Source organism: Acidovorax sp. (genome assembly GCF_034519795.1).
Taxonomy (GTDB): domain Bacteria; phylum Pseudomonadota; class Gammaproteobacteria; order Burkholderiales; family Burkholderiaceae_C; genus Acidovorax.
Genome location: NZ_JAXHOB010000009.1, coordinates 301603 through 324163, shown reverse-complemented (window position 1 = coordinate 324163; position 22561 = coordinate 301603). Strand labels below are relative to the sequence as shown.

Below are 22561 nucleotides of genomic sequence, written 5' to 3'. Positions count from 1 at the left end.
CGCAGCGCAGGGCGCGCGCACCATGGCACCACAGTGGCCGCACCGCCATTGCCGTGCCGACTCCCGTTGACCGGTGCGCACCCAGCCAGATCGGAGACTTTCATGGCCAACAGCAGCCTGCTCGGCATCGACGCCGACAACCTCCCGCCCACCCACAGCGCCACCGGCAACGACAGCATGGGCCCCAGCGATGCATCTGACTCGGGCAGCGACAGCGCTGGCGTCTACAGCGCCGACCCCGAGATGGACACCGACCGCTACGGCACCGGCGAGCGCGCCAGCGTCGAGCCCGGCCTGCACCGCGAGGCGCGCGACATCCTGCCCGACCACATGGAATCCCTCGCATCCGCAGACGACGCGGACGGCGACCTGCCCGCAGATCCCCTGGTGGATGTCGATGCCGACATGTACCCCGAAGAGGACAGCGAAGAGCCCGGTACCGAGGACGAGCCCGCCTGATCCTGCCCCCTCCCCCTTGCCGAGGGGTCTATGCCAGCAAGGCCTCGCGCACCGCGTCGAAGCTGCGCCGGTCAGGCGCGCAGACCAGCCCGCCCGTGGTGTGGGACGCCAGGTAGCCACTGCCATCGAAGTGGCCCGCATACCCGCCCGCCTCGCGGTGCAGCAGCCAGCCAGCGGCATGGTCCCAGGGCATCAGCCGGTTGTAGAACAGGGCGTGCACATGGCCGGCGGCTGCCAGGCGGTACTCGTGCGACGCGTAGCGAAACCAGGTGCTCATGCCCAGGCGCGACAGCCGGGAATTCACTTGGGTACGCAGCGGCTCCGGCAAAAAATTGGTGCCCACCACGCATTCCATCTCGTCCACCGGCACGGGCGGCGCCACCTGCAGCGCCATGGGCTCACCGCCTGCCGATTCCATCCACGCGCCACCGCCCTTGATGGCAAAGGCCGTATCCGCGCGCACGGGGTCGTGGATGGCGGCAGCGACCACCTGGCCCGCCACGGTCACGGCCGCCATCACGCCGAACAGCGGCAGCCCGGAGGCGAAGTTTTTCGTGCCGTCCAGCGGGTCGATGATGAAGGCCAGGTCGGCCGTGGCGATGGTGGCGAGCAGCGACGGATCGCGCCCGGCGGACTCCTCGCCGATGAAGGACGCGCCTGCGTTCCGCGCCCTCAGCGCGGACAGGATGGCGGCCTCGGCGGCTTCATCGGCGTCCGTCACGATATCGAAGGCTGAGGTCTTTTGCCGGCGGTCCACCGCAGACAGGCGCGCGAAGCAGAGTATGACTTCCGTGCGGGCGGTATCGGCAAGTGGGGAGGCTAGGAGCGCGAGTTCGGCGGCGGGGTAGGTTATGCCCGGTAGTGTCACCGGAACCGGCTGCCCTGAAGGAGCAGCGCTGCAGGCTCGTCAATCGCCCCGCGTTTAACTTCTTGTTGCCGGGACATTCGGTGACCCAAACAATAGTTAAAACCGATGGGGCGCAGTCGTTCCCGATTAGATGTAGGTTTCCTGCAATCAAGACTGCAGCATGGCGCGAGCCTTCACCAGCGCGGTTGTGCCGAGAGCGGGTAGTACATCCCTTATGCCATAGGGCACTGGGCGCCAGGAGGTCAGGCGCCCAGGAAGTCAAGTGATGGTTTGCAAACGAACAACCTGTAAACGACCTGGGTGAAGGAACACCTTAGTGAACAGGTGCGTGTCAATCCTCAGCAAGACACCAGATGAAGCGTGGTGGCTGTGGATGGCTCAAGGTGAACTAGCTGGTTCGATGGGGACGATAGAGGGAACCAGGCGGTTGGGATGCGGCATCACAAAGTGCTTGACCTTTTGCCGGAGTTCAGTGGAGAGCTGGACCACCCCGGCTAGTCACCATCTATTCCACCATGATTGGAGAGTTTCGTAGTGACTTCACATGCCTGCGCTCTATCGGATAACTGGGGCCGTGCCTTCACACCCGGGTGAATTTCGGTGCAGGGGATAGCATTCCTCAATCCCTTTTGCCACTTTCCGACTTGGCGATTTCTTTTGGAATAAGCCACCAGCTACCTTTCTTTGCTGGGACAAGGCGCTCTATAGAGATACTGTCTAAGTCATCTGATGGAACACTTGCCACATCTGGAGCGGTAGGAGCTTTCGTAAATGACTGTAGATGCTCGACAAGCTTCCGTTCGGCTTCAGGCGACATCGGCAGCGCGACTTCTTTAGATTTGGGAGAGCCAGGCGCATGTCTGTTCCAGAGGGCAACAGTAAGATTGCTGTCATCACCAAGCGGACGTGGCGCAAGATTGTGCAAACCGGCCTCCCGCTCTACTTCAGACGCCGCCAACATTTCGCGGTTCATTCGCGCCAAGTCGCTTTTAAGATCGGGCGCCCAAACGAAGTCTTGCTGCTTGGTCAAAAACTCAGGAGCACACAGCTTGTGCAGCTTATCGCCGGAGACAAACACGTGACAAAACGGTAGATAAAAGAGGTAAGCAATGTCCACACGGTTGGACGCTCGTTCCGTCGAAATGAGGTTGGCCGCGAGTGCAATCTGGAAGAAGATTTCAACCATCAGTACATGGGCTGCGTAAGGCGCATGCACTGCGAGCGGAGGAAATCCAGCCTTCGACCATCGGTCAATAATGTTCCCTTGTAGATGATGTGGGATATTTACGAATGAGAAAAGCAACGCGATTTGGTCCTCTGGTTCATGACGAGAGTGAACAAGCCCTTTTGCAAGCCCCGAGGCATCCTTAACGCTCCTGCAAGTCTGAGGAGTGATCCCCAGCGCTCGCATCCGCCTTCCTACTTCTGGAAGATTAAGATTTGTAAGCATGGAGCGCCAGTCAGAAGCGGCCTCATGTTCGACCTGCTGAAAGTCCTTCTTTTGCCAGCGATTGAATGCCTCGGCTTCCGGAGAATTCACGAAAACTACTCGGGCTTTCCGCCCGCACCGCGGACCGGGCGTCCACCAGCAACGGGAATCTGTCCCAGGCGAGGCGCCTCATGGCCTAGAAGATTTGCAATGCAAAGCTGGCCGTGATGGATGCATGGGGCGCCGGACATGACCGGACTTTTATCCGCGATGACTCGAACTTCATCTTCTGGGCTACGCGCGCCCTCCTTCGGTTGCTTCGCAAGATCTGCCAGTGTTTCCACGTAAAAAAAAGGACAGATAACCGCAAGAAAGAAATGATCAAACCAAACAGACTCATCCAGCGAAAGTGATTGTAGAAACGACTTGTCGAAGAGTGTTATAGGCCCCACTATGCCCCCTCGTAAAGATTCTTCACCGCCAGTGTAGGCGTTTGAACAGTCGCATGGGTCTAACGGATGCACCGATAGCTCTTTAACAGGCAAAAAAGCGCGGCTTGTGAGCCTCAAAATTCATCTCAATCCTTCTCAAGAGGCTCGTTACGAAAATTGCCGACACTAGGGTTTTCCAGCGAGCCACCATGCTTCGCCAGTGAGTCAGAGCTTCCAAGCGTTGATGCGCCCATCCAGATCCCCGTCATCGCTCGCTGTTTCTCCCGAGTTCATAGCGATGTTCATCCATCCAACTGACACGAAAGCAGGATACCTCGACCGCATCACAGGATTGAAAAAGGGACCGCAAGCGGTCCCTGGCAGGAAGATGGAGCAATCAATCTCTGGATTTCATCTTGCCCATCACGGCGGACATAACCACGGAGATTGCGCCGCCGAACACCGACCAGATCAACCAGCAATGGATCGAAACCTTGACCAAGGCCGCACTGCGCTTGTTGCCTGCTTCAAGGTGCTCAAGGTAAAGCTCTTCACCATCGGCGACTAGCGCATCAAGCTCGCGCTTAACGAAAGCGGGTGGGCAGAAAAGCGCGAACACGTTCTTGAGAGAAGTGCCGGGCGGAGGCCCGAGCTGCTCTACGACCTCGACAGAGCTATGTTCCTTTGAAGCGTCTGGAAGAGCTCCCAGCTCTTCAATAATTTCTAGCTGAGAAGAATTCGAACGCTTACGGACGCGCACATGCCTGAGAGCGGTAACACTCATCACTGCTCCTTCGATCAGTTCATCCACCTGCGCGGATTTTTCTTTGACAAGGCGAGCACTTTCTTCTTGCATCTCCAATGCTGCTTGAATTACTTCGTAGCGTTCATTGTCGTCGGTGAACCTCGCCAAGTTCTCAGACAGAAAAGCGTCGTGTTTGGTCAAAGAGGCGTCTTTAGACATGTGCAAAATCTCCGTTCATGCCTTGCTGGTACGCCTCCATCGCAGCTGAATAGGCAGCGAAGGTGCGGCTACCAAGACCAGAGATTTTGTACAGACGACGAGGCACAGAACGCGGCGAGTCTTGCTCCAACTCTTCGCGGCGCGATTCCACAAACCCCTTGTCTTCCAAGCGGCCCAAGATCACGTAGACGGTACCCATCTTCAAGGCACCGTCCGACTGTTTCACCATCTGCAGGCCATAACGCTCTGAGCCGGCAGCTTCAGCAAGGTGTTGAAGCACAAGGGCTTCGGTTTTAGTGATGTTCATTTGCGTGACCCTTTCGTTCAATCGCTGACCCACAATGTGCCATAGTTTTGTAAGATAGCCTACAACCATAAGATGCGAGGGGTATTGAAGACTCCATCCTGCAGGCATACACTGTTATTTCTCACAGTATGCTTGATGTCTCTTCCAGGCGCTTACACCCTCGGCCGTGCAAGCCCCGGCAGTGACGCCGACCGCGCCTTGCGCGCTCGCGCGGGCTACCCTGCAGTGGTGATCCGCCTGCGCTACCACGGCGTCTATCTGCCAGTGCCACTCATCAAGTCCAGGCCGGTACCCCAAGGTTTGGTGATTAGCCAGAAGGTGGACTCAAACAATTGGCACGTGACCATCAACTCCATAGCAGGTGTGAAAAGCCACGTCCTGCCTGCGCTCACAAACGCCCAGCTACGCAAGCTCAGCGACGAGGGCATGATCCTCATCGATGGGCGTGAGTGGGATGACGGCTACCTTGACCGATGGCCGCAGACTTGGCTGATCGCCCCCACCATGGACCTCGCGGAACTGGCGCTGGAGAACATGGCCGCATGGCTGAAAGCCCGTTACCCGGGCAAGTACGGGCGGTAATTTAGAACGGTAGCCAGTTCACGTTCTTGCATGAGTCCTCACGGGCAACCGCTGGTTCCTGTGAACCGCAGCTCGCGAGACACTGATTCCATTTGTCCACTGCCGGGCTGCCAGCCTTCGCTGCCAGTGGACACCGGTCCAGACAAAATTCGGTCTGACGGACAGACGCTTGCCGATCAATAGCCCCACGGTTCTTGGCCGCTACTACCCCGTCAAGATCAAGCTTTGGCGCTCTTGGCAGGAGATAGTTTCGCAGCCTATGAAGATCTGATCGGGGCTGACGAAGCATCTCTTCCGAATACTTCTCAATCTCCTTGTTGCGCTTTGCGAAGTCTTCCATGGTCGCAATGCGATGCTCCAGCACCCCAATACAGTAGGCCGTCTTGAGGTCAACGTCTGTTGGCGGGTTTTGAGCGAGCGCGGGGCAGGACAAAAGTAGGCTAAACGCGGCTGTTGACCAAGTGCGTCGTATTCCCATGTATGTCCCCTCGCGCAATTTTTGACTTGCCAAATGTAACGTTTTGTCTACCATGTTTGCAAGACAAATAGTCGAAAGTAAACATGACAACTCAGCGCGTCAGGACTGTTGGATCCATTTCAAACGAATTGATTAAAAAATCAAGAGAAGCGGCGCTCGCTGCCGTCCAGGTTTTCAACAACCCTGCGATTACTTTTAAATCTGAAATCTTTGTGGTTCTCATGATCATCTCGTGGACCTACTTACTTCATGCGTACTTTAGGAAGCGCGGGATTGAGTACCGCCACAACAGGGTTGTGGGGACGCGGCGTAAATTTGACAAAACTACTAAGGGAGCGTTCAAATTTTGGGAACTGGAGCGATGCCTTAATGATAAGGATTCGCCGGTGGAAAAGCCTGTAGCGACAAATCTTAGATTCCTTATAGGACTTCGCCATGAGATCGAGCACCAGATGACTACACGCCTTGATGAGCGCATAAGTGCGAGATTTCAAGCATGCTGCTTGAATTACAACGAACTGATCAAGCGCCTTTTTGGAGATGAACTAGGGATAGACAAGCATCTGGCGTTCAGCCTTCAATTTTCTTCAATAAGCACTGATCAGATTGAAGGCCTCAAGGCAGCGTCGGGACTACCAGCTCACATTCAAGCCTACATAGATCAATTCGACGAAAAACTCACGCTTGATGAATACAACGATCCAAAGTTTGCCTATCGAATTTTATTCGTGCAAAAACTTGCAAATCACCAAAGCCAAGCCGACCAAGTCGTAGAGTTCATCAAATCTGATTCAACTCTGGCAAAGGACATAAACAAAAGCTACGCTGTTATCAAAGATACAGAGAAAGCCAAGTACCTTCCCAAGCAAATTGTCGAAAAAATGCAGGGCAAAGGCTATACAGAATTCAAAATGCATCACCACTCTGATCTATGGGGAAAATTGAATGCCAAAAAATCGAAACCACCGCTGGGGGTTCAGCTAGTTAACACTTGGTATTGGTACGAGCCTTGGGTAACAATAGTAGAAAATCACTGCACGGAGAACTCTTCGAAATTCAAAAAATAAAATCGCTCACAGCCTATTCATACAGCCCGGAACTATTTAGAGTATCTGCATATGCCCTACCCGATGCACGTATTAGTGAACGACTTCGCGCTCAGGAGCTTCCGCGAAACGGCAGACAAGGACTACATCACTGCTCGGATGGCTTGTCGTGCACGACTCATCCAATCCTACAGATGGTCGGCCTTACATTGCTTGGAGAAGTATGTAAAAGGCATCTTGCTACTCAATCGCGTGAATACGCAAAAACTGGGGCACACCGTCCTTCCCGGCATTGATCGGATGAAAGAACGCGGCAAATTCGAACTCGAACTCACGACCGGAACTTTAAAGTTCATTAAAAACCTCGAAGAAAGCGGAGCAGATGATCGGTATTACCTTCTCTCGTATGACATTGAGCCGCTCGACATCGCTCAATTTGATCGCGCAGTCTGGGAACTTCGAATGTATTGCCGTCCATTGGACTACGATATCGATGGAGAAGACGGAAAATCAGAGAACATGCTAGCTCGTGAGCTGCATGCCATTCGCGTCGCGAGAGAGAATTACAAAAAAGGATCGCTCATCCATGCAGGCGTTTTGGAAAAAATCTTGGAGAAAAAGGATCACCCAGCGCGTGAAGCCCTGATTTGGAACAACCTGTTCTTCGGTCCATCTCGGCGAAAGAGCGTGAAAATGCGACTGGACTGGGAAGCAGGCAATTCGGCATTCTTTCTGAATCCCCAGATCATCGATGAGGTGGTCAAGTACGTAACCGTCCCGAAAGAACTTGTGGAGGGAGTGCGCCAGCTCGCGAAGCAAAGGGCGAACGAGAAGGCCAAAGCAGAACGGGATGCAAAGAAGGCGGCCAAGCTTGCAGCCAAACAGTCGGGTGGTGTAGCTTGAAAGCGTAACGGGATTAGGTCAACGCCCCCGACAAGGCGTTCCTGGCTACGGGTGTACAGGTGCTCATCGCTTTCATCACTTTTCGCTTGCTATTCGTCAGTTTTCCAGCCCGTGCGATCAATAGAGGGTGGGGCACGAAGCCCCTGGAGAACTAACATGGAAGACCTGACCTTTGAAGCAACCTCACCCCTGCAAGCGCTGAACTACCTCAGGCTCGCACGCCATCACCCAGAACAAAGCAGCCAGCTCATCGACGCAGCGCTCGACTACGTGGAACCACACTTCCAAAGCGATCTGACGCTGAGCACCCAAGACAAAGCCCGCATCCGCATGATCCTGTTCGGCTTGGCCGTTCAGGGGGAAAACGAATGAGCCCCGCTGTCACTTTGGCACTTCGCGCCCACTATGAGCGGAAGCAGGCGGAGTTCGCAGCGGAACTAGCAAAGCGCGACCTTGCGGAGGCGACCTGGGGTTTGAAGGATGCAGAGGACGATTTGAACCGAATCCGCGCACAGGAAGCGTTCCTGTCCCGAGCACTCAACGACGACGAGCAGGCGCAGTTGCTGCTCGCGTACATGGCGAAGCCATAACGAAGAGTAGCCATGCTCCCCTTCACACTAGCCCTTGTACTTTTTCGGCACTGGGTGGGTTCGGCAGCCGAATGGACCGTCTGAGCCCGAGCCACGAATGCGGGTCTCGAAGAACTCGCGCTTTGAGCTTGCGCTCTGCAGGTTCTGTACCGTCGTGGCGTCAATCGAGCAGTATTGGTAATAGGTGGACTTCAACTGGATGAGCATGTAGCGCTCTGCCTTGTCGTAGCAAATGCGCTTCACGTCGCTGCCCTCTTTCACATCCGAGCAGGCAAACGCATCCAGGGAGACCGCACCGTTGTATTTGACTTGCACCGTTTCCGCAGACGCCGTTTGGCACAGCAACAGAAGCGCTGAAAGAAGAATGAATTTCAAAATCTGCCCTCCGAGTTGTTGTCGTAGCTGGGCATCCTACCCACCTTTGCATCTGACGCCTCGCGGTTTTTGTCGCACCTACGCTTGCTTTTTTCAGGGCACAGCAGATTTCTCTGCTGCTGCTGCTGCCGCTGCCGTTGACGTGACATGCAGGTAGCTCATGGCAGATCGCAGCGACGCATGCGTGTCCTGACAGATCCGTGCAGGGCCGAAGCACAGAGCTCCCATTCCCGACGCCAGCACGCTGTAAGCACCCCAGTGGGATAATTGCCCCCGGCGCCGTCCCAGGCGGCAGCCACAGTGTGCACAGACACGCACCCGTTCCGCCCACGACAGAAACACGATGACCACCACGATCAAGTACGACGATCTCGTCGAGTCCGTTGCTGCTGCGCTGCAGTACATCTCCTACTACCACCCCAGCGACTACATCGCCCACCTGGCGCGCGCCTACGAGCGCGAGCAGAGCGCCGCGGCCAAGGACGCCATCGCCCAGATCCTGACCAACAGCAAGATGAGCGCCACCGGCCAGCGCCCGATCTGCCAGGACACCGGCATCGTCAACGTGTTCTTGAAGGTGGGCATGGACGTGCGCTGGGAAGGCTTTCCCGGCGGCCTGGAAGACGCCATCAACGAAGGCGTGCGCCGTGGCTACAACCACCCCGACAACACCCTGCGCGCCAGCGTGGTGGCCGACCCCGAGTTCGACCGCAAGAACACCAAGGACAACACGCCTGCGGTGATCTTCGCGCAGATCGTGCCCGGCAACACGGTGGACATCACCGTCGCGGCCAAGGGCGGCGGCAGCGAGAACAAGAGCAAGATGATCATGCTCAACCCCGGCGACAGCGTGATCGACTGGGTGCTCAAGACCGTGCCCACCATGGGCGCCGGCTGGTGCCCGCCGGGCATGCTCGGCATCGGCATCGGCGGCACGGCCGAGAAGGCAGTGCTGCTGGCCAAGGAAAGCCTGATGGACGACCTCGATATGTACGAGCTGCAGGCCAAGTCCTCGCGCGGCGACAAACTCGACAAGGTCGAGGAGATGCGCCTGGAGCTGTACCACCGGGTCAACGCCCTGGGCATTGGCGCGCAAGGCCTGGGCGGGCTGACCACGGTGCTGGACGTGAAGATCAAGATGTACCCCACGCACGCGGCCAGCAAGCCCGTGGCCATGATCCCCAACTGCGCGGCCACGCGCCACGCGCACTTCGTGATGGATGGCTCGGGCCCGGTGTACATGACCCCGCCCTCGCTGGACCTGTGGCCCAACGTGAACTGGGCACCGGACTACAACAAGAGCAGGAAGGTCAACCTCGACACCCTGACCAAGGAAGAAGTGGCCAGCTGGAAGCCCGGCGACACGCTTCTGCTCAACGGCAAGATGCTCACCGGCCGCGACGCCGCGCACAAGCGCATCAAGGACATGCTGGCCCGGGGCGAAAAGCTGCCCGTGGACTTCACCAACCGCGTGATCTACTACGTGGGCCCGGTGGACCCGGTGCGTGACGAGGCCGTGGGCCCGGCCGGCCCGACCACCGCCACGCGCATGGATGGCTTTACCGAGATGATGCTGGCCGAGACCGGCCTGATTGCGATGATCGGCAAGTCCGAGCGCGGCCCGGTGGCCATCGAGGCGATCAAGAAGCACCAGAGCGCCTACCTGATGGCCGTGGGTGGTGCCGCCTACCTGGTGAGCAAGGCCATCAAGACCGCCAAGGTGCTGGGCTTTGCGGACCTGGGTATGGAAGCGATCTACGAGTTCGACGTGGTGGACATGCCGGTGACGGTGGCGGTGGATGCCGGGGGCACCAGCGCGCACATCACCGGGCCGGCGGAGTGGCAAAAACGCATTGCCACGGGCGAGTTCCGCGGTATTGAGGTGGCGGCGGCCTGACCGGCTGACGGCGCCGGCTGAAGAGCCCGGCCAAGACCCCGATCCCCCGGCAGCGCACCAGGCGCCGCCGGGGGATTTTTCTTGGTTCCCAACAACAGGTTTTCATACCCGCGCCGTGCGCCGCAGGTGCGGTGGAGTTACATTGCTCGGCACGCTTTTCTTTTCCACCGCCCGCCCCGCCACCTTCCCGCCATGACCTCCCCGAATTCCCAGCCCATCGGCGTCTTTGACAGCGGCGTGGGTGGCCTGAGCGTGCTGCGGGCCCTGCGCGCCGAACTGCCGCACGAGCGCTTCGTCTACCTGGCCGACAGCGCGCATGCCCCCTATGGCGAGCGCGGCGATGCCTATGTGGGCGCGCGCACGCATGCCATCACGCGCCACCTGCTGGAGCAGCATGGCATCAAGGCACTGGTGGTGGCCTGCAACACCGCCACGGCGGCCGCTATCCACGAGGTGCGCAGCCGCTACCCGGCGCTGCCGCTGGTGGGGCTGGAGCCAGCCATCAAGCCGGCACTGGCCGTGACGCAGACCGGGCGCGTGGGCGTGATCGGCACGCGCGGCACCTTGACCAGCGCCAAGTTCGGCAAGCTGCTGGCCGGCCTGCAGGGCCAGGCCGAGTTCGTGGTGCAGCCCTGCGATGGCCTGGCCCATGCCATCGAGCGCAGCGTGGACCGCCCCGTGCCCGCCAGCCCCCAGGGCACCGAGACCTGGGACCTGTGCGAGCGCTACATCGAGGCCATGGGTGCCTTTGGCACCGCCGCAGGCGAAATGGACACCCTGGTGCTGGGCTGCACGCACTACATCTTTGCCGAGCGCGACCTGCGCACGTTGGTGGGCCCGGCGGTGCGCTTCATCGAGACCGGCGAGCCCGTGGCACGCCAAACGCGGCGGCTGCTCGAAGGCGCCGGCCTGCTGGCAGCGCCGCAGGAACAACCAGCTGCGCCGGACCTGCAGCTGTACACCACCGGCGGCCTGCCGCAGTTGCAGGCGGCAGCCCGGCGCTGGCTGGATGTGCCGGCCGACGGCTGCCATACGGTGGCGATCACCTCGGAAACCACTGAAACCACCGAAACCACGCAACACAGCCTCTAGACTCGCGCCCCATGCGCTGCAAGACATTTCCCATGCAAATCCGGCCCCTTCTGGCCCTTTCGACCCTGCTGGCAACGCTGCTGGCAGCCTGCTGCGCGACGGCGCAGACTGCCCCGGCCCCCGCACCCGCACCCGCACCCGCACCACTGTCCACACAGGAGCAGGCCGCGCAGATCGCAGAGCTTGAAAAAGCCCAGCGCGAAATGCTGCGAGACCTCAAGCGCCAGCTCGCAGAGATGCCGGAGACCGTGCGCAAGCAGCGGCTGCGTGCCCGCATTGCAGAGATCGAAAGCCGTGCCAATCCGCCGCGGGATCTGTACATATCGCCCGGCGCCAACATGAGCGCGCCCATGAAGACCTACTACGCACGCATGAAGCGGCGCATCGAAGACTGCGGCACCCGCCATTTCCCGAGCAAGGACGGAAACCGGCTGTACGGCCAGGGCGTGGTGGGCGTCACCCTGGCCAACGACGGCGCGGTGATCCAGGCCGATGTGCTGCAGTCCTCGCAAGACCCCGCGCTGGACGGGCACATGCTCAAGCTCGTGCGCGCCTCGGGCCCCTTCGGCACGCCCCCGGCCAAGCCCATGGCCGATGGTTCGCAGCGCTACCGCCGGCTGGTGGTGATCACCGGTTTCGATTTCAACCGCGACAGCGGCAAACCCGCACCCGAGCCCGTGCCGGCCCAGGAGCGCTGCAGGTGGGAATGAGCTGACTGCTGGCTCCCGCCGTGACAGGTGGGGCCCGGCGAGCGGCCCTTCAGCCCTGCTCGCTGCCGCCCCACAGCCGCTCGCCCGAGTGCTCCACATGCGTGAGGTACAGGCGCAGGTCGAACTCATACTGGTGGTACTGCGGCTCCATGTGCTGGCACAGCTGGTAGAAGGCCTTGCCGTGGTCCTTCTCGCGCAGGTGCGCGAGTTCGTGCACGACGATCATGCGCAGAAACTCGTCCGGCCCCTGCTTGAACACCGCGGCGATGCGGATCTCGTGCTTGGTGGCCAGGCGATTGCCCTGCACGCGCGACACCGTGGTGTGCAGGCCCAGGGCGTGCCGCACCACGTGGATCTTGTTGTCGAACAGCACCTTGTTGATGGTGCCCGCATTGCGCAGGTGGCGGTTTTTGAGCGCCTGCGCATAGTCGTACAGCGCCTTGTCGCTGCGCACGGCATGGGCCTCGGGGTACTTCTTGAGCAACGCCGCACCCAGCCGGCCCTGGGCGAGCAGCTCGCGCGCCTGCTGCTGCAGGGGCGCAGGGTAGGACTGCAGGTAGGGCAGCAGCACGGGGGCGGTCATCGTCGTCATGCGCCAGATTCCCCGCAGTCCCGAAGGGCCCGTGGATGCCGGGGAGATGCAGGATCGATCAGTGCAGATGCCGCGGACGGCGGCCACCGCCACCATGGCCGCTGCCGCCCGAACCGCCGCCACCGGGGCCGCGGGGGGGCTTGCCGATCTCCAGCGAGTTCACCAGGGCGTCGAAACGCTGGCTGAACAGCTTGTCGATCTCGGCCACCACGCCGCCGAGCTCGGCGCCGTCGAAGTGGCGTTCCATCATGTTCACCACGTCCTGCACCAGCAGGTCGCGCTGCACCTGCATGATGGCCGCGGGCGTGGGGCCCACGAAGAGCATCAGGAAGTCGTCGCGCGACTCGGCCCCCTCTTCGCCCTCGTCTTCCTCATCGAAGTCGGCGTCGTAGAACGTGACCTCGATGGCGGCGCCCAGTTCGGACAGTTCGTTGAGGCTCATGCACATCTCGTCGAGCGACTGGCGAAAATCCTCGTCGCCGCGCACCGTCCAGCACATCTGCAGCAGATGCTCCTGGGAGTCGTACTTGATGCCGGGCTCTTCCTCGTAGGCGCTGGCAGCTCCATCGGCCAGCGAACGCGCGCCAGCGTATTTCCACAAGGGCTTCAAGGCCTCCTGGATCTGTTCGAAGCTGGCATCGGCGCGCAGCTGGACCTGTCCGTGGACGTGGATTTCGAAGGGTGCGTTGTAACTTGACATGATTTTTCGAATCGTAATGGTGCCCGGAACCGGGGTCGGCAAGCCTCATGCCTACTGGCTTGCCCTGGATTTTGGGGGAACGGGAGCCTGGATTTGCGCTTGGTGCATCCTTTCGGCCCCACGATAGCGCTATTTTCTCATGGCGCCAAGGGCATCAGGCGATGTGCTCGACGCAGGTGCTCTGCACAGGGTTGGCAGAAATTCGCCACGGTTCTTTGGTATCTTTCTGCGCACCATTGCCAATCACCCCATCCTCCCAGCCAACCCATGCGCACATTGCCCGCCACACTGGTATGTTGGACCCTTGCCGCCGGATGCTGCGGCGCCTTCGCTGCGGACCCGGCCAAGGCCGCCGCAGGGAAAGCCCAGCCCACCCACAAGCGCCAGATCGAGCGACTTCGCAAGCTCATGATCGAGAACCTGAAAGATCCCGAAAGCGCCAGGGTGAAAGGCGAGTTCCTGAGCCTGTCCGACACCTCCGACGCGCCCCAGGTTTCGCTTTGCGGGAACGTCAATGCAAAGAACTCCTACGGCGGGTACGGCGGTTTCGAACGCTTCATGGTGAGAGAAGACGGTCGCGTGCTGTTCGAGGCCCTGGAGCCCGCCGGCGCCTTTGTGTACATATGGCCCGTGTGGTGCGGCAAACCGCTGTGACGGGGACGAGCCTTCTGGCCACCACGGACAAGATCACCCCGAAGGCGCCGAAATCCTTCAAGGGGGTGTATCGATGGGAAGAAACCCGATATCCCTTCCCTGCGATCGGGTGGTCATCAAAGACCCGATGCGCTCCAAGGGCCATGCGGAGGTTGCCATACCCGTTCCGCAGGCCCGCCCCCGCCCCTCCGCCTGCGTGCCGGAGCCGGCGCCTTGCGGCATACGCCCGCCCTGCGACACCTCGCTGAAGACCGGCTGCACCGCGCCGGGACTCCTTGGCGCGGCGCAGCCTGCACTACTCGAACTTCACGTTGTGCTGCCGCACCGTGGCGCCAAAGGCGTCGTACTGCGTGCGAAAGAACTCGGCGAACTTCGCCGGGCCCATGCCGTAGCCCTCGAAGCCCTGCTGCACCAGCTGCGCATGCACCTCGGGCCGCTTGAGGGTGTTCTGCAGCTCTCTGGACAGCTTGTCGGTGATGGCCTGCGGCAGCCCCGGCGGCCCGAAGAAGCCGGCCCAGGGCGTGATGGTGAGCTTGCCCAGCCCGAGCTCTGCGCCCGTGGGCACGTCGGGCAGCAAGGCGCTGCGCTGCGGCAGCAGCGTGGCCAGCGCGCGGATGCGCCCCTCCTTCACGAAGCCGGGCGCCAGCGTGCCGGTGGTGAACATCATGTGGATCTGCCCGCCCAGCAGGTCGGTCATGGCCTGCATGTCGCCTTTGTAGCGCGCGTTGACCACCTTGCGCTGCTCGCCCAGCAGCTGCAGCATGGCCAGTTCCGATGCACTGTTGCTCGACGCCGAGTTGTAGGCCCCGGGCTTGGCCGCCACCAGGGCCAGCAGCTCGTTCAGGTTCTTCACGGGCAGGCTGGACGGCACCACCAGGAACATCGAGAACTGGCCGGCCGAGCTGATCGGCGTGAAGGCCTTGAACGGGTCGTAGGGCGGCGTGGGCCGCAAGGTGGGCGCGGCCACCATCGCGGTGTTGGTGCCCATCAGCAGCGTATAGCCGTCCGGTTTGGCGGACGATGTGGCCTGCGCCGCCAGCACGCCGTCGGCGCCGGGGCGGTTGTCCACGATCACCTGCTGGCCGAGCTGCTTGGACAGCCCCTCGGCAATGATGCGCGTGAGTGCGTCGGCGCCGCCGCCGGGCGCAAAGCCCACGGTCAGGCGCAGGGGCTTGTCCGGAAAGGTCTCGGCGCCAAAGGCCTGCATGGCCGGCAGTGCCGCGCCGGCCGCCAGGGTGATGAGGTGTCTGCGTCGCATGTGCCTGCTCCTTTTCAGAAGATGTGCCGTACGCCGAACTCCCAGCCCGACGAGCTGCGCCCGCCAGCCGGTGCCGCGCCGCCGCTGACCACATAGCGCGCCTCGCCCTTGTTCGATATCCGCGCCCAGGTGCCGTAGAGCGCCGTGCGCTTGGAGAGGTTGTGCACATAGCCTGCGCCGAGCTGGCGCGCGTCGTCGCCGCTGCGCGCCAGGCCTCCCGCAGTGCGCAGGCCGCTGTCGCTGCGGTCGTCCAGGAAGGCATAGCTCAGCCGGATGCGACCCACTTCACCCGCCGGAATGTGCGCGCCGATCTCGGCCGTGTTCTTGCGCAGCGAACCGCCGGCGAGCTTCACCGCCACGCGGTTGTAGAGCGCGAAGAACTTGGCAAAGCCCACGTCCCAGGTACCGCCGATGTTGGCATGCGTGTAGTTGCCGATGGCGGCGGTGCTGCTGAAGTGCGAGCGCGTGACGGCCGCCGCGATGTCGAAGGGACCCGAGGCGAATCCCAGGCGCGCCCCTGCGAAGTTGCCATCGTCGCTGTTCTCCGCGGTGGACAGGTTCTCCCCCGTGCCCACCATCGCCATGCCGTAGAAGCCGCCGAGCTTGCCCGGCAGCCAGTAGCTCACGGTGTTGCTGCCGGTGATGGCGGTGGGCAGCGGCCCGGTGCCCACACCCGCAAAGGTGAGGTTGCCGGCCCGCGCCACGCCGTTGGCATTGAAGGGGTCGAAGTAGATGCTGTTGTAGTGCGTGGGAATGAAGTCGCGGCCCAGCCGGACTTCACCAAAGCTCTCGTGCGACAGGCTCACGAAGGACATGCGATCGAAGGCCAGCGGCCCGGCCGCGGTCGCGCCCGTGGTCTGGTTGTTGGTGTTGGTGGCCCGGCCGGTGCCGGAATCGGGGTTCAGGCTGCCTTCGAGCCAGAAGCCCGCGCGCAGGCCGCCACCCAGGTCCTCGGTGCCGCGAAAGCCGATGCGGCTGGTCGACAGCCCGCCGTTGGACAGCGCCCTCACCGAGCCGTTGCCGCCGCCCTTGGTGTACTGCACGCCAAGGTCCACCACGCCGAACAGGGTGACGCTCGATTGCGCGTGCGCCGCGCCGCAGGCCAGTGCAATGGCCGAACAGATCCACAATGGTTTCGTCTTCATGGTTTTGTCTCCTGCTTCTTTCTTCTCTGGGTTGAACAACTCACTCGAAAATCGCGCATGGCTGCGCCACCGGGGGCGGACGCAGGTCCGCACCGGTTGGCGAAGGCCGGGGGAAAAGGCTTAGGTGCGCACCAGCACCGCGCCCTTGGACAGCGGGCTCACGTTGCGCCGGTACTGCTGCAGCCAGCCGGTGTCGAATGCGGGCGGCGGTGCCTGCCAGTCGGCGCGGCGTGCCTGCAACTCGGCATCGCTGAGCGCGATATCGAGGCGGCGCGCGTCGAGGTCGATGGTGATCACATCGCCGTCGCGCACCAGGCCGAGCGGCCCGCCCAGCGCGGCCTCGGGCGATACCTCGGCCACCACCAGGCCCTTGCAGACCAGGCCCGAGAGGTGCCCGTCGGTCAGGATCGCGACCTGGTCGCCCAGGCCGGCACCATCGACCGCGAAGACCACGCGCGATGCGCCGCCGCCCATGGCCGGGCCGCCGCAGGCACCGGCGCCGCGCATCACCACCACCTGGCCGGGCACGATGGCGCCGGTCTTGAGCGCCGCAATGGCCGCGTCGGAGGTCCAGAAGCACACGGCCGGGCCGGTGAAGCGGCGCACCTTGCGCTCCACGATGCCGGTCTTGATCAGGCCCGACTCGGGCGCCAGGTTGCCGCGCAGCAGCACGATGGCCGGCAGCGGTGCCACCGGGCGGTCGATGGGGCGGATCACCTCGGCATCCGCCACTTCGGCGTGGCGCAGGTTGTCGGCCACGGTGCCACCCGTCACGGTCAGGGCGCTGGTGTCGAGCAGGGGCGCGAGCTGCTTCATCAGCGCGCGGCAGCCGCCTGCGGCCTCGAAGGCCTCGATACTGTGCTCGCCGATGGGCCGCACGCCGGCCAGCACCGGCGTCGTCGGGCCCAGGCTTTCGAACAGGCCGTACACGTCGACACCGCACTCCCCTTCGGTCGCCACGGCCTGCAGGTGCTTGGCCGTGTTGAGCGAGCCACCGACCGACAGCACCGCGCGCACCGCATTGGCAAAGGCGCCGGGCGAAAGGATGTCGCGCGGCTTCAGGTCGTCGAGCACCATCTGCACGATGCGCGCGCCAGCCGCGCGCACGTCGTCCATCATCTTGGTGCTCAGCGCGGCCACCGGCGCGCTGCCAGGCAGGGCCAGGCCGAGCGCCTCGCAGACGATGTGCATGGAGTTGGCCGTGCCCAGGCCCGAGCACACGCCCGGCCCGCGGATCGCCTCGCGGCTCATGCCCACCAGCTCCTCCACCGGCAGGTGGCCTGTCACCGCGTGCATCGCGCCGATGAACACCTCTTCGATGTCCATGTGCCGGCCGCGGTACTCGCCGCTTTGCTGGTAGCCGCAGGGCACGAGCAGCGTGGGTATGTTCAGCCGCGCCGCCGCCATGAGCTGGCCTGGCACGGTCTTGTCGCACGAGGTCAGGCAGACCATGCCATCGAGCTGCGCGCCTTCGACCGCGACCTCGATGTCGTTGGTCACCAGGTCGCGCGCGCCGAGCATATAGGCACCGCGCGCACCGGCTCCGGTGATGAAGTCGCTGGGGGCGGCCGTTCGGATCTCGAAGGGCACGCCGCCCGCCGCACGAATGGCAAGCTTGATCTCTGCCGCCACCTTGTCCAGGTGGCTGAAGCATGCGGCCAGCTCCGAGGAGCTGTTGACGATGGCGATCTTGGGCTTCTCGCAATCCTCCTCGGGGATGCCGAGCGCGCGCCAGTGCGCGTTGCGCACCGACCAGAGGTAAGAGCCGCGCGGGAAGTTGCTGCGCAGGGGGCGGGTCATGGGCGGTCTCCGGACAGGTTTTTCTTGGTGATCTCGACCACGCCGCGGTCCGCGTCCACGCGCACCCAATCGCCGGTGGCGATGCAGGCCAGCGGGTCGCGCTCGAAGTCGGTCATCGATGGCGCGTGCGTGACCACGGCGCCCAGCGCCATCTTGGTCGTCATCTCGTTGAACAGGAAGGCTGCGGGCGCCACATTCATGAGCCGGGTCATGTGGAACATGGCCGACCAGCCCGACGAGCCCTTGGCCCCCGGAAACACCAGCACCTTGCCCGCGAAGCTCTGGCCGCGCAGTTCGTGCCGCGTCTCGACGACGGTGCCGGTGCGCGGATCGATGCCGCCCCAGCCCGAGATGCGGTCATGCGTGACCAGCGCCTCGCCTTCGGCCACGCCGCCCACCACCTTGCGGCCACGGATCACGATGGTTGTTTCAGTGACGACTGCATCGCTCATGCCTGGCCTCCGTTCCAGCGGCCGGTGCAGGCTGCGTCGATGCATTCGGCCGTGCTGCCGAACCAGGCCTGCACGCCCAGGATGGCGGGCAGGTAGTGCGCCTGCTTGGCCGAGTCGAGCGCCACGGTCTTCGTTCCCTTGGGCACGGCGCGGCTCATGGCCGAGCAGCTGTCGGTCATGAGGATGCCGCCCGCGTCCTCGATGATCTTGGTGTAGCCGTTGCGGTCGGCCAGCGACTTGATGGCGCGCGGCGTAAAGATCCACAGCTCGCAATCGGGGTGGATCCTGCGGCCTTCGATGAGCTGCGCGGCCTCCCAGATCTGCTCGATGGTGTAGTGCGGGCAGCCCAGCATCACGTACTGGACTTCGGCATCCTTGCCGGTGGCGTTGATCTTCTCGTAGGTGGCGCGGCGCTCGGCCTCGCCGTAGCGCAGCACCTGCACCGGCTTGCGGCCGCCCAGCGCCTGTTCCAGGGTCAGCGCTTCGGGCGTGACGCCGACGATGTGGTACATCTCCACGCCACCCGAGGACGATGCCGCAGCGCCGAAGTGCTTGAGCCGCGGCAGGTTGGGCACGCAGCCGATGCCGCCCTTGCGGTGCACCACGGGCACGCGCTCCTGCACATGCTCGCCCATGAAGTAGCCAAGCAGGCCCCAGTCCTGCACCGATTCCACCTCGACGTCGAGCTCGACCACATGCGTGGCGTGGCGGTTCTCATCCAGGTGGTAGCCCCAGTAGGGGATGCGGCCGGTGAGCATGGCCGCACCCGTGCTCTCGCGGCCTTCGGTGTTGGTGCGCGCGCCCAGCACCGAGTTGCAGTACACCACCGCCGACGACTCCATCCACGCACAGTGCTCGCCGCGCGTCGGGATGTTGCCCACCTGGTAGGGGGTGCAGGTGTTCATGATCTGCGCGCCCAGGCCGGCCGCGTGGCGCTCGCTCTGGTGGTAGAAGTTCACGATTGCCTCGCTCACGCCCATGCGTTCGGGCTGGCCAGGGTCGAAGCCCAGCTGCAGGTGGCTGGTGAAGACCTTGAACTTGGGGATCTTCACGGTCTCCTGGCTGTCCAGGCTGAATTCGGAGAACACCGCGTCCATGCCGCCGCCCTTGGCGAGCGCGAAATCGCGCTGGAAGGGCGTGGTCGAGGTGATGCTGGCGCAGACGTTGCGCGTCTCCACCAGGCGCTCGGCCCCCAGGGCCTCGCCGTAGCGCACCAAAAGGTCCATCGCCTTCTGCAGGGCCGGCCCGTCGCGGCCGTCCATCATGGCTTGTTCTTCATCGCTCAGGTACATGGCCTGTGTCTCCGTTCTTTTGTTGTCGTGGGGTGCCGGGCTATCCCGGCAAAGGGGTGGGCACATGGCCCCCGATGTCGCGCGCAATGGTCAGCGCGATGTCGTGCAGGCGCGGTGCCAGTTCGCTGCGCAGGCGTTCTTCGGTGAAGACGAAGCCCGCGCCGCCGCCGTTGAGCGCCATCACCTCGCCGTCGGGCCCGATCAGGGGCACCGACACCGAATTGATCTCGCGGTGGAATTCGCCGAGCGACAGGCAGTAGCCCAGGCGCCGGGCTTCGCCGATGGCGCGGTTCATGCCGGGCGCAATGCTGTCCCACTCGGGTCCGCGCAGCAGGCGCATCGAATCGACCAGTTGGTTGCGCTGCGCCTCGGGCAGGGCCGACAGGTAGGCCCGGCCCAGGGCCGAGTTGGCCAGCGGCGCGCGCGAGCCCACGTCCAGCCGCGCCGAGAGCATCGACGAGCGCGGCCGGCAGGCCTCGATCAGCACCATCTCCATGCCGTCGCGGATGGCCAGATAGACCGAGGCACCCACCTCCTCCGCCATCGCCTGCATGCTCGGGCGTGCCGCGGCGCGCACATCCAGGCTGCCCAGGAACACGCGCGACAGCGACACCACGCCCGGCCCGAGCATGAAGCGGTCGGGCGCCTGCGCGGGCTTGAGCATGCCCAGCGAGAGCAGCGTGGCGACCAGCCGGTTGATGGTGGGCCGCGGGATGCCGGTCATGCGCGCGACGTCGGCATGGCCGAGCACCGGGCGCTCTTCGCTGAAGCAGCGCAGCACCGAGATGCCGCGCTCCAGCGCGCTTACGGTGTCGGAACGGTCACCGCGCGCATCGGCGGATTCGGCGGCAGACAAGGAGGCGTCGTTTTTGTCAGTGGACATGGAAGAACCCTTTGCAAGACTCTGCAATGTAGAGGCTGGCGAAAGGAGGTCGGTCGGGCGCATGGCAAAAACCTTCAGGCGCCGGCTTCGGCCGCCACCGGCACTGGCGCATGCGCGCCCTGCCCAGCCCCTGGGCGCAGGTACACGCCCTGCGCCAGCAGCGCGGACTGCAGTGCACCCACGTCGACGAAGCGCGGTGCGATACCGCCTTCGGACGCCAGGGCCGCCGCCACGCCCGCGGCCTGGCCGGTGATCCAGCACTGCGGAATCTCGCGCATGAAGCCGTGCGAATTGCGGTCGCACGAGATGTGGCGCCCACAGGCCAGCAGGCCGTCGAGCTGCTGCGGCACCAGCGCGCCATAGGGAATCGAGATGTTCGGAAACTTGGGCGATACGGCGGGCGTCACGCCCACCTCGTCGGGCAGCGCCACGCCGTCGGGCCACTGGCTGCGCAGCACCGCGCCCACACCGGTCAGGCGCCGCGCATGGCGCACGCCGATCTGCGGCGCGCTGAGCATCAGGAAGGCATCCTCGAACCCCGGCGCATGGGCGCGGAAGTAGTCGAGGTGCGCGGCCATGGCGCGGTGCGAGCGCACCTCCACCGCAGTGAGGTCGTCCACATCCAGGGCCGAGTAGCCCGACTGGCGCGGCCCCATGAACAGGGCCACGTCGTTGCGCCAGGAGACGAAGGGCCGCTCGAACAGGCCGAGCTGCTCGCGCCCGCGCGCCATGAAGCCGGAGAAGGCCTCGGGCTGGCCGGCCTTGAACTCGATCCAGCGGTTCATGTCCACGCCACCGAACAGCCATGAGGTGTTCATGCAGTGGTGCACGTCGGCCTCTTCGATGTCGTTGACGAAGGCTGCGCCGGCCCGGGCGAACAGGTCGCCGTCGCCGGTGGCGTCCACCACCACGTCGGCCATGATGGCCATGCGGCCTTCCTTGCTCTCGAACACCACGCCCTTGACGGCACCGTCCTGCACGATGGGAATGGCAGCCCACGAGTGGTAGATGAGCTTGACCTTGCGCTCCAGCACGATCTCCTGGCTCAGCAGCTTCAGGCGCTCGGGGTCGATGGTGGGCGACCAGGTGACCACGCCGTGGTAGGCGGCCGTGCGCTGCGACCAGTGCGCGGCCTTGGCCGCGTCCTGCGAGCCCCAGTCCTCGCGCACCGGGCCGGCGATGGCGTCTGCAGGCAGGCGGTCGAACAGCTCTTCGGCAAAGCCCCGGATCACCAGCTTGCCTTCCCAGTCGGTCATGCGGTCGATCCAGATCACCAGGCCGCCGGTGGACAGGCCGCCCAGGTGGTTGTAGCGCTCGAGCAGCGCCACATCGGCACCGGCCCGGGCCGCCGCAGCGGCCGCGGCGGTGCCGGAAGGCCCGCCGCCGACCACCAGCACGCCGCAGCGGTGGTAGACCGGAATGTTCTTGCCAGGCTCGGCCCAGCTGCCATGGTCAGGGCGCTTGGTGCGGCTGTCTCGGTCGAAGATGTCGGAGGAGAGGATGCGCTCGTCGGTGCGGACGACTGTTTTCATGGATCAATGCCCCAAATGGTCGATTTCGTTGAATTATGATTTCATTTTCCATTTTGTCAAAACAAAAAGGCGTTGATTCAGGGTTTTCCCGGATCAATATAGACTTTTTTTGATTTCAAAGA

24 protein-coding genes are annotated in these 22561 nt (G+C 63.0%); 10 read left to right on the top strand and 14 right to left on the bottom strand.

The window, feature by feature from the left end; all coding sequences use genetic code 11:
- Positions 1-102 precede the first annotated feature (102 nt).
- Positions 103-459 (top strand): hypothetical protein, encoded by a 357-nt coding sequence (locus U5N23_RS12205; RefSeq protein WP_322593073.1) that lies wholly within the window; start codon positions 103-105, stop codon positions 457-459.
- A gap of 28 nt (positions 460-487) precedes the next feature.
- On the opposite strand, the gene U5N23_RS12200 is transcribed toward U5N23_RS12205, so the two are convergent.
- The 4 genes from U5N23_RS12200 to U5N23_RS12185 form a co-directional block, all read right to left on the bottom strand.
- Positions 488-1327, bottom strand: coding sequence for an inositol monophosphatase (locus U5N23_RS12200; protein WP_322593072.1), 840 nt, complete (start codon positions 1325-1327; stop codon positions 488-490).
- Positions 1328-1946: 619 nt separating this feature from the next.
- The gene (locus tag U5N23_RS12195) at positions 1947-2867 is read right to left on the bottom strand and encodes a hypothetical protein (protein WP_322593071.1); all 921 of its coding nucleotides are present in this window, start codon (positions 2865-2867) and stop codon (positions 1947-1949) included.
- 717 nt (positions 2868-3584) lie between these two features.
- Positions 3585-4151 carry a hypothetical protein gene (locus U5N23_RS12190; RefSeq protein WP_322593070.1) on the bottom strand — a complete coding sequence of 189 codons (567 nt, stop codon included), beginning with the start codon at positions 4149-4151 and terminating at the stop codon, positions 3585-3587.
- Positions 4144-4458 (bottom strand): PadR family transcriptional regulator, encoded by a 315-nt coding sequence (locus tag U5N23_RS12185; RefSeq protein WP_322593069.1) that lies wholly within the window; start codon positions 4456-4458, stop codon positions 4144-4146. The genes U5N23_RS12190 and U5N23_RS12185 overlap by 8 nt, the downstream gene beginning before the upstream one ends.
- A gap of 339 nt (positions 4459-4797) precedes the next feature.
- Here U5N23_RS12185 and U5N23_RS12180 point away from each other — a divergent pair, with 339 nt between their 5' ends.
- From U5N23_RS12180 to U5N23_RS12160, 5 genes are all read left to right on the top strand, one after another.
- Complete coding sequence (locus U5N23_RS12180) at positions 4798-5040, top strand: hypothetical protein (RefSeq protein WP_322593068.1); 243 nt, start codon at positions 4798-4800, stop codon at positions 5038-5040.
- Positions 5041-5601: 561 nt separating this feature from the next.
- Positions 5602-6585 (top strand): DUF3644 domain-containing protein, encoded by a 984-nt coding sequence (locus tag U5N23_RS12175; RefSeq protein ID WP_322593067.1) that lies wholly within the window; start codon positions 5602-5604, stop codon positions 6583-6585.
- 51 nt (positions 6586-6636) lie between these two features.
- Complete coding sequence (locus U5N23_RS12170) at positions 6637-7467, top strand: hypothetical protein (protein ID WP_322593066.1); 831 nt, start codon at positions 6637-6639, stop codon at positions 7465-7467.
- Positions 7468-7623: 156 nt separating this feature from the next.
- A complete protein-coding gene (locus tag U5N23_RS12165) occupies positions 7624-7839 on the top strand; it encodes a hypothetical protein (RefSeq protein ID WP_322593065.1) in 216 nt (71 codons plus the stop codon).
- Complete coding sequence (locus U5N23_RS12160) at positions 7836-8057, top strand: hypothetical protein (RefSeq protein WP_322593064.1); 222 nt, start codon at positions 7836-7838, stop codon at positions 8055-8057. The genes U5N23_RS12165 and U5N23_RS12160 overlap by 4 nt, the downstream gene beginning before the upstream one ends.
- Before the next feature lie 27 nt (positions 8058-8084).
- On the opposite strand, the gene U5N23_RS12155 is transcribed toward U5N23_RS12160, so the two are convergent.
- On the bottom strand, positions 8085-8432 hold the full coding sequence (locus U5N23_RS12155) for a KTSC domain-containing protein (RefSeq protein ID WP_322593063.1): 348 nt from the start codon (positions 8430-8432) through the stop codon (positions 8085-8087).
- 343 nt (positions 8433-8775) lie between these two features.
- On the opposite strand from U5N23_RS12155, the gene U5N23_RS12150 reads away from it, so the two are divergent.
- From U5N23_RS12150 to U5N23_RS12140, 3 genes are all read left to right on the top strand, one after another.
- Positions 8776-10329 (top strand): fumarate hydratase, encoded by a 1554-nt coding sequence (locus tag U5N23_RS12150; RefSeq protein ID WP_322593062.1) that lies wholly within the window; start codon positions 8776-8778, stop codon positions 10327-10329.
- A 192-nt stretch (positions 10330-10521) separates the two neighbouring features.
- Positions 10522-11421, top strand: a complete 900-nt coding sequence (gene murI, locus U5N23_RS12145) for a glutamate racemase (RefSeq protein WP_322593061.1) — start codon at positions 10522-10524, stop codon at positions 11419-11421.
- Between the two features lie 32 nt (positions 11422-11453).
- On the top strand, positions 11454-12131 hold the full coding sequence (locus U5N23_RS12140; protein WP_322593060.1) for a TonB family protein: 678 nt from the start codon (positions 11454-11456) through the stop codon (positions 12129-12131).
- A 49-nt stretch (positions 12132-12180) separates the two neighbouring features.
- Here the strand turns inward: U5N23_RS12140 and U5N23_RS12135 are convergent, their stop codons facing one another.
- Both U5N23_RS12135 and U5N23_RS12130 read right to left on the bottom strand, forming a co-directional pair.
- Positions 12181-12714: a M48 family metallopeptidase gene (locus U5N23_RS12135; RefSeq protein ID WP_322593226.1), complete on the bottom strand. Its 534-nt coding sequence runs from the start codon at positions 12712-12714 to the stop codon at positions 12181-12183.
- Between the two features lie 67 nt (positions 12715-12781).
- Complete coding sequence (locus tag U5N23_RS12130) at positions 12782-13423, bottom strand: DUF6806 family protein (protein ID WP_322593059.1); 642 nt, start codon at positions 13421-13423, stop codon at positions 12782-12784.
- A gap of 267 nt (positions 13424-13690) precedes the next feature.
- Between U5N23_RS12130 and U5N23_RS12125 the strand changes: the two genes are divergently transcribed.
- Positions 13691-14077: a hypothetical protein gene (locus tag U5N23_RS12125; RefSeq protein ID WP_322593058.1), complete on the top strand. Its 387-nt coding sequence runs from the start codon at positions 13691-13693 to the stop codon at positions 14075-14077.
- Positions 14078-14372: 295 nt separating this feature from the next.
- Here the strand turns inward: U5N23_RS12125 and U5N23_RS12120 are convergent, their stop codons facing one another.
- The 7 genes from U5N23_RS12120 to U5N23_RS12090 form a co-directional block, all read right to left on the bottom strand.
- Positions 14373-15335, bottom strand: coding sequence for a tripartite tricarboxylate transporter substrate binding protein (locus U5N23_RS12120; protein WP_322593057.1), 963 nt, complete (start codon positions 15333-15335; stop codon positions 14373-14375).
- Positions 15336-15349: 14 nt separating this feature from the next.
- The gene (locus tag U5N23_RS12115) at positions 15350-16480 is read right to left on the bottom strand and encodes a porin (protein WP_322593056.1); all 1131 of its coding nucleotides are present in this window, start codon (positions 16478-16480) and stop codon (positions 15350-15352) included.
- 120 nt (positions 16481-16600) lie between these two features.
- Entirely contained in the window at positions 16601-18280 is a 1680-nt protein-coding gene (locus tag U5N23_RS12110) for a dihydroxy-acid dehydratase (protein WP_322593055.1), read from the bottom strand.
- Entirely contained in the window at positions 18277-18732 is a 456-nt protein-coding gene (locus tag U5N23_RS12105) for an aconitase X swivel domain-containing protein (RefSeq protein WP_322593054.1), read from the bottom strand. Before U5N23_RS12105 ends, U5N23_RS12110 begins: the two co-directional genes overlap by 4 nt.
- Positions 18729-20024 carry an aconitase X catalytic domain-containing protein gene (locus U5N23_RS12100; RefSeq protein WP_322593053.1) on the bottom strand — a complete coding sequence of 432 codons (1296 nt, stop codon included), beginning with the start codon at positions 20022-20024 and terminating at the stop codon, positions 18729-18731. Before U5N23_RS12100 ends, U5N23_RS12105 begins: the two co-directional genes overlap by 4 nt.
- Before the next feature lie 40 nt (positions 20025-20064).
- The gene (locus U5N23_RS12095; protein ID WP_322593052.1) at positions 20065-20907 is read right to left on the bottom strand and encodes an IclR family transcriptional regulator; all 843 of its coding nucleotides are present in this window, start codon (positions 20905-20907) and stop codon (positions 20065-20067) included.
- Between the two features lie 74 nt (positions 20908-20981).
- Positions 20982-22439 (bottom strand): FAD-dependent oxidoreductase, encoded by a 1458-nt coding sequence (locus U5N23_RS12090; protein WP_322593051.1) that lies wholly within the window; start codon positions 22437-22439, stop codon positions 20982-20984.
- Between the last annotated feature and the right edge of the window lie 122 nt (positions 22440-22561).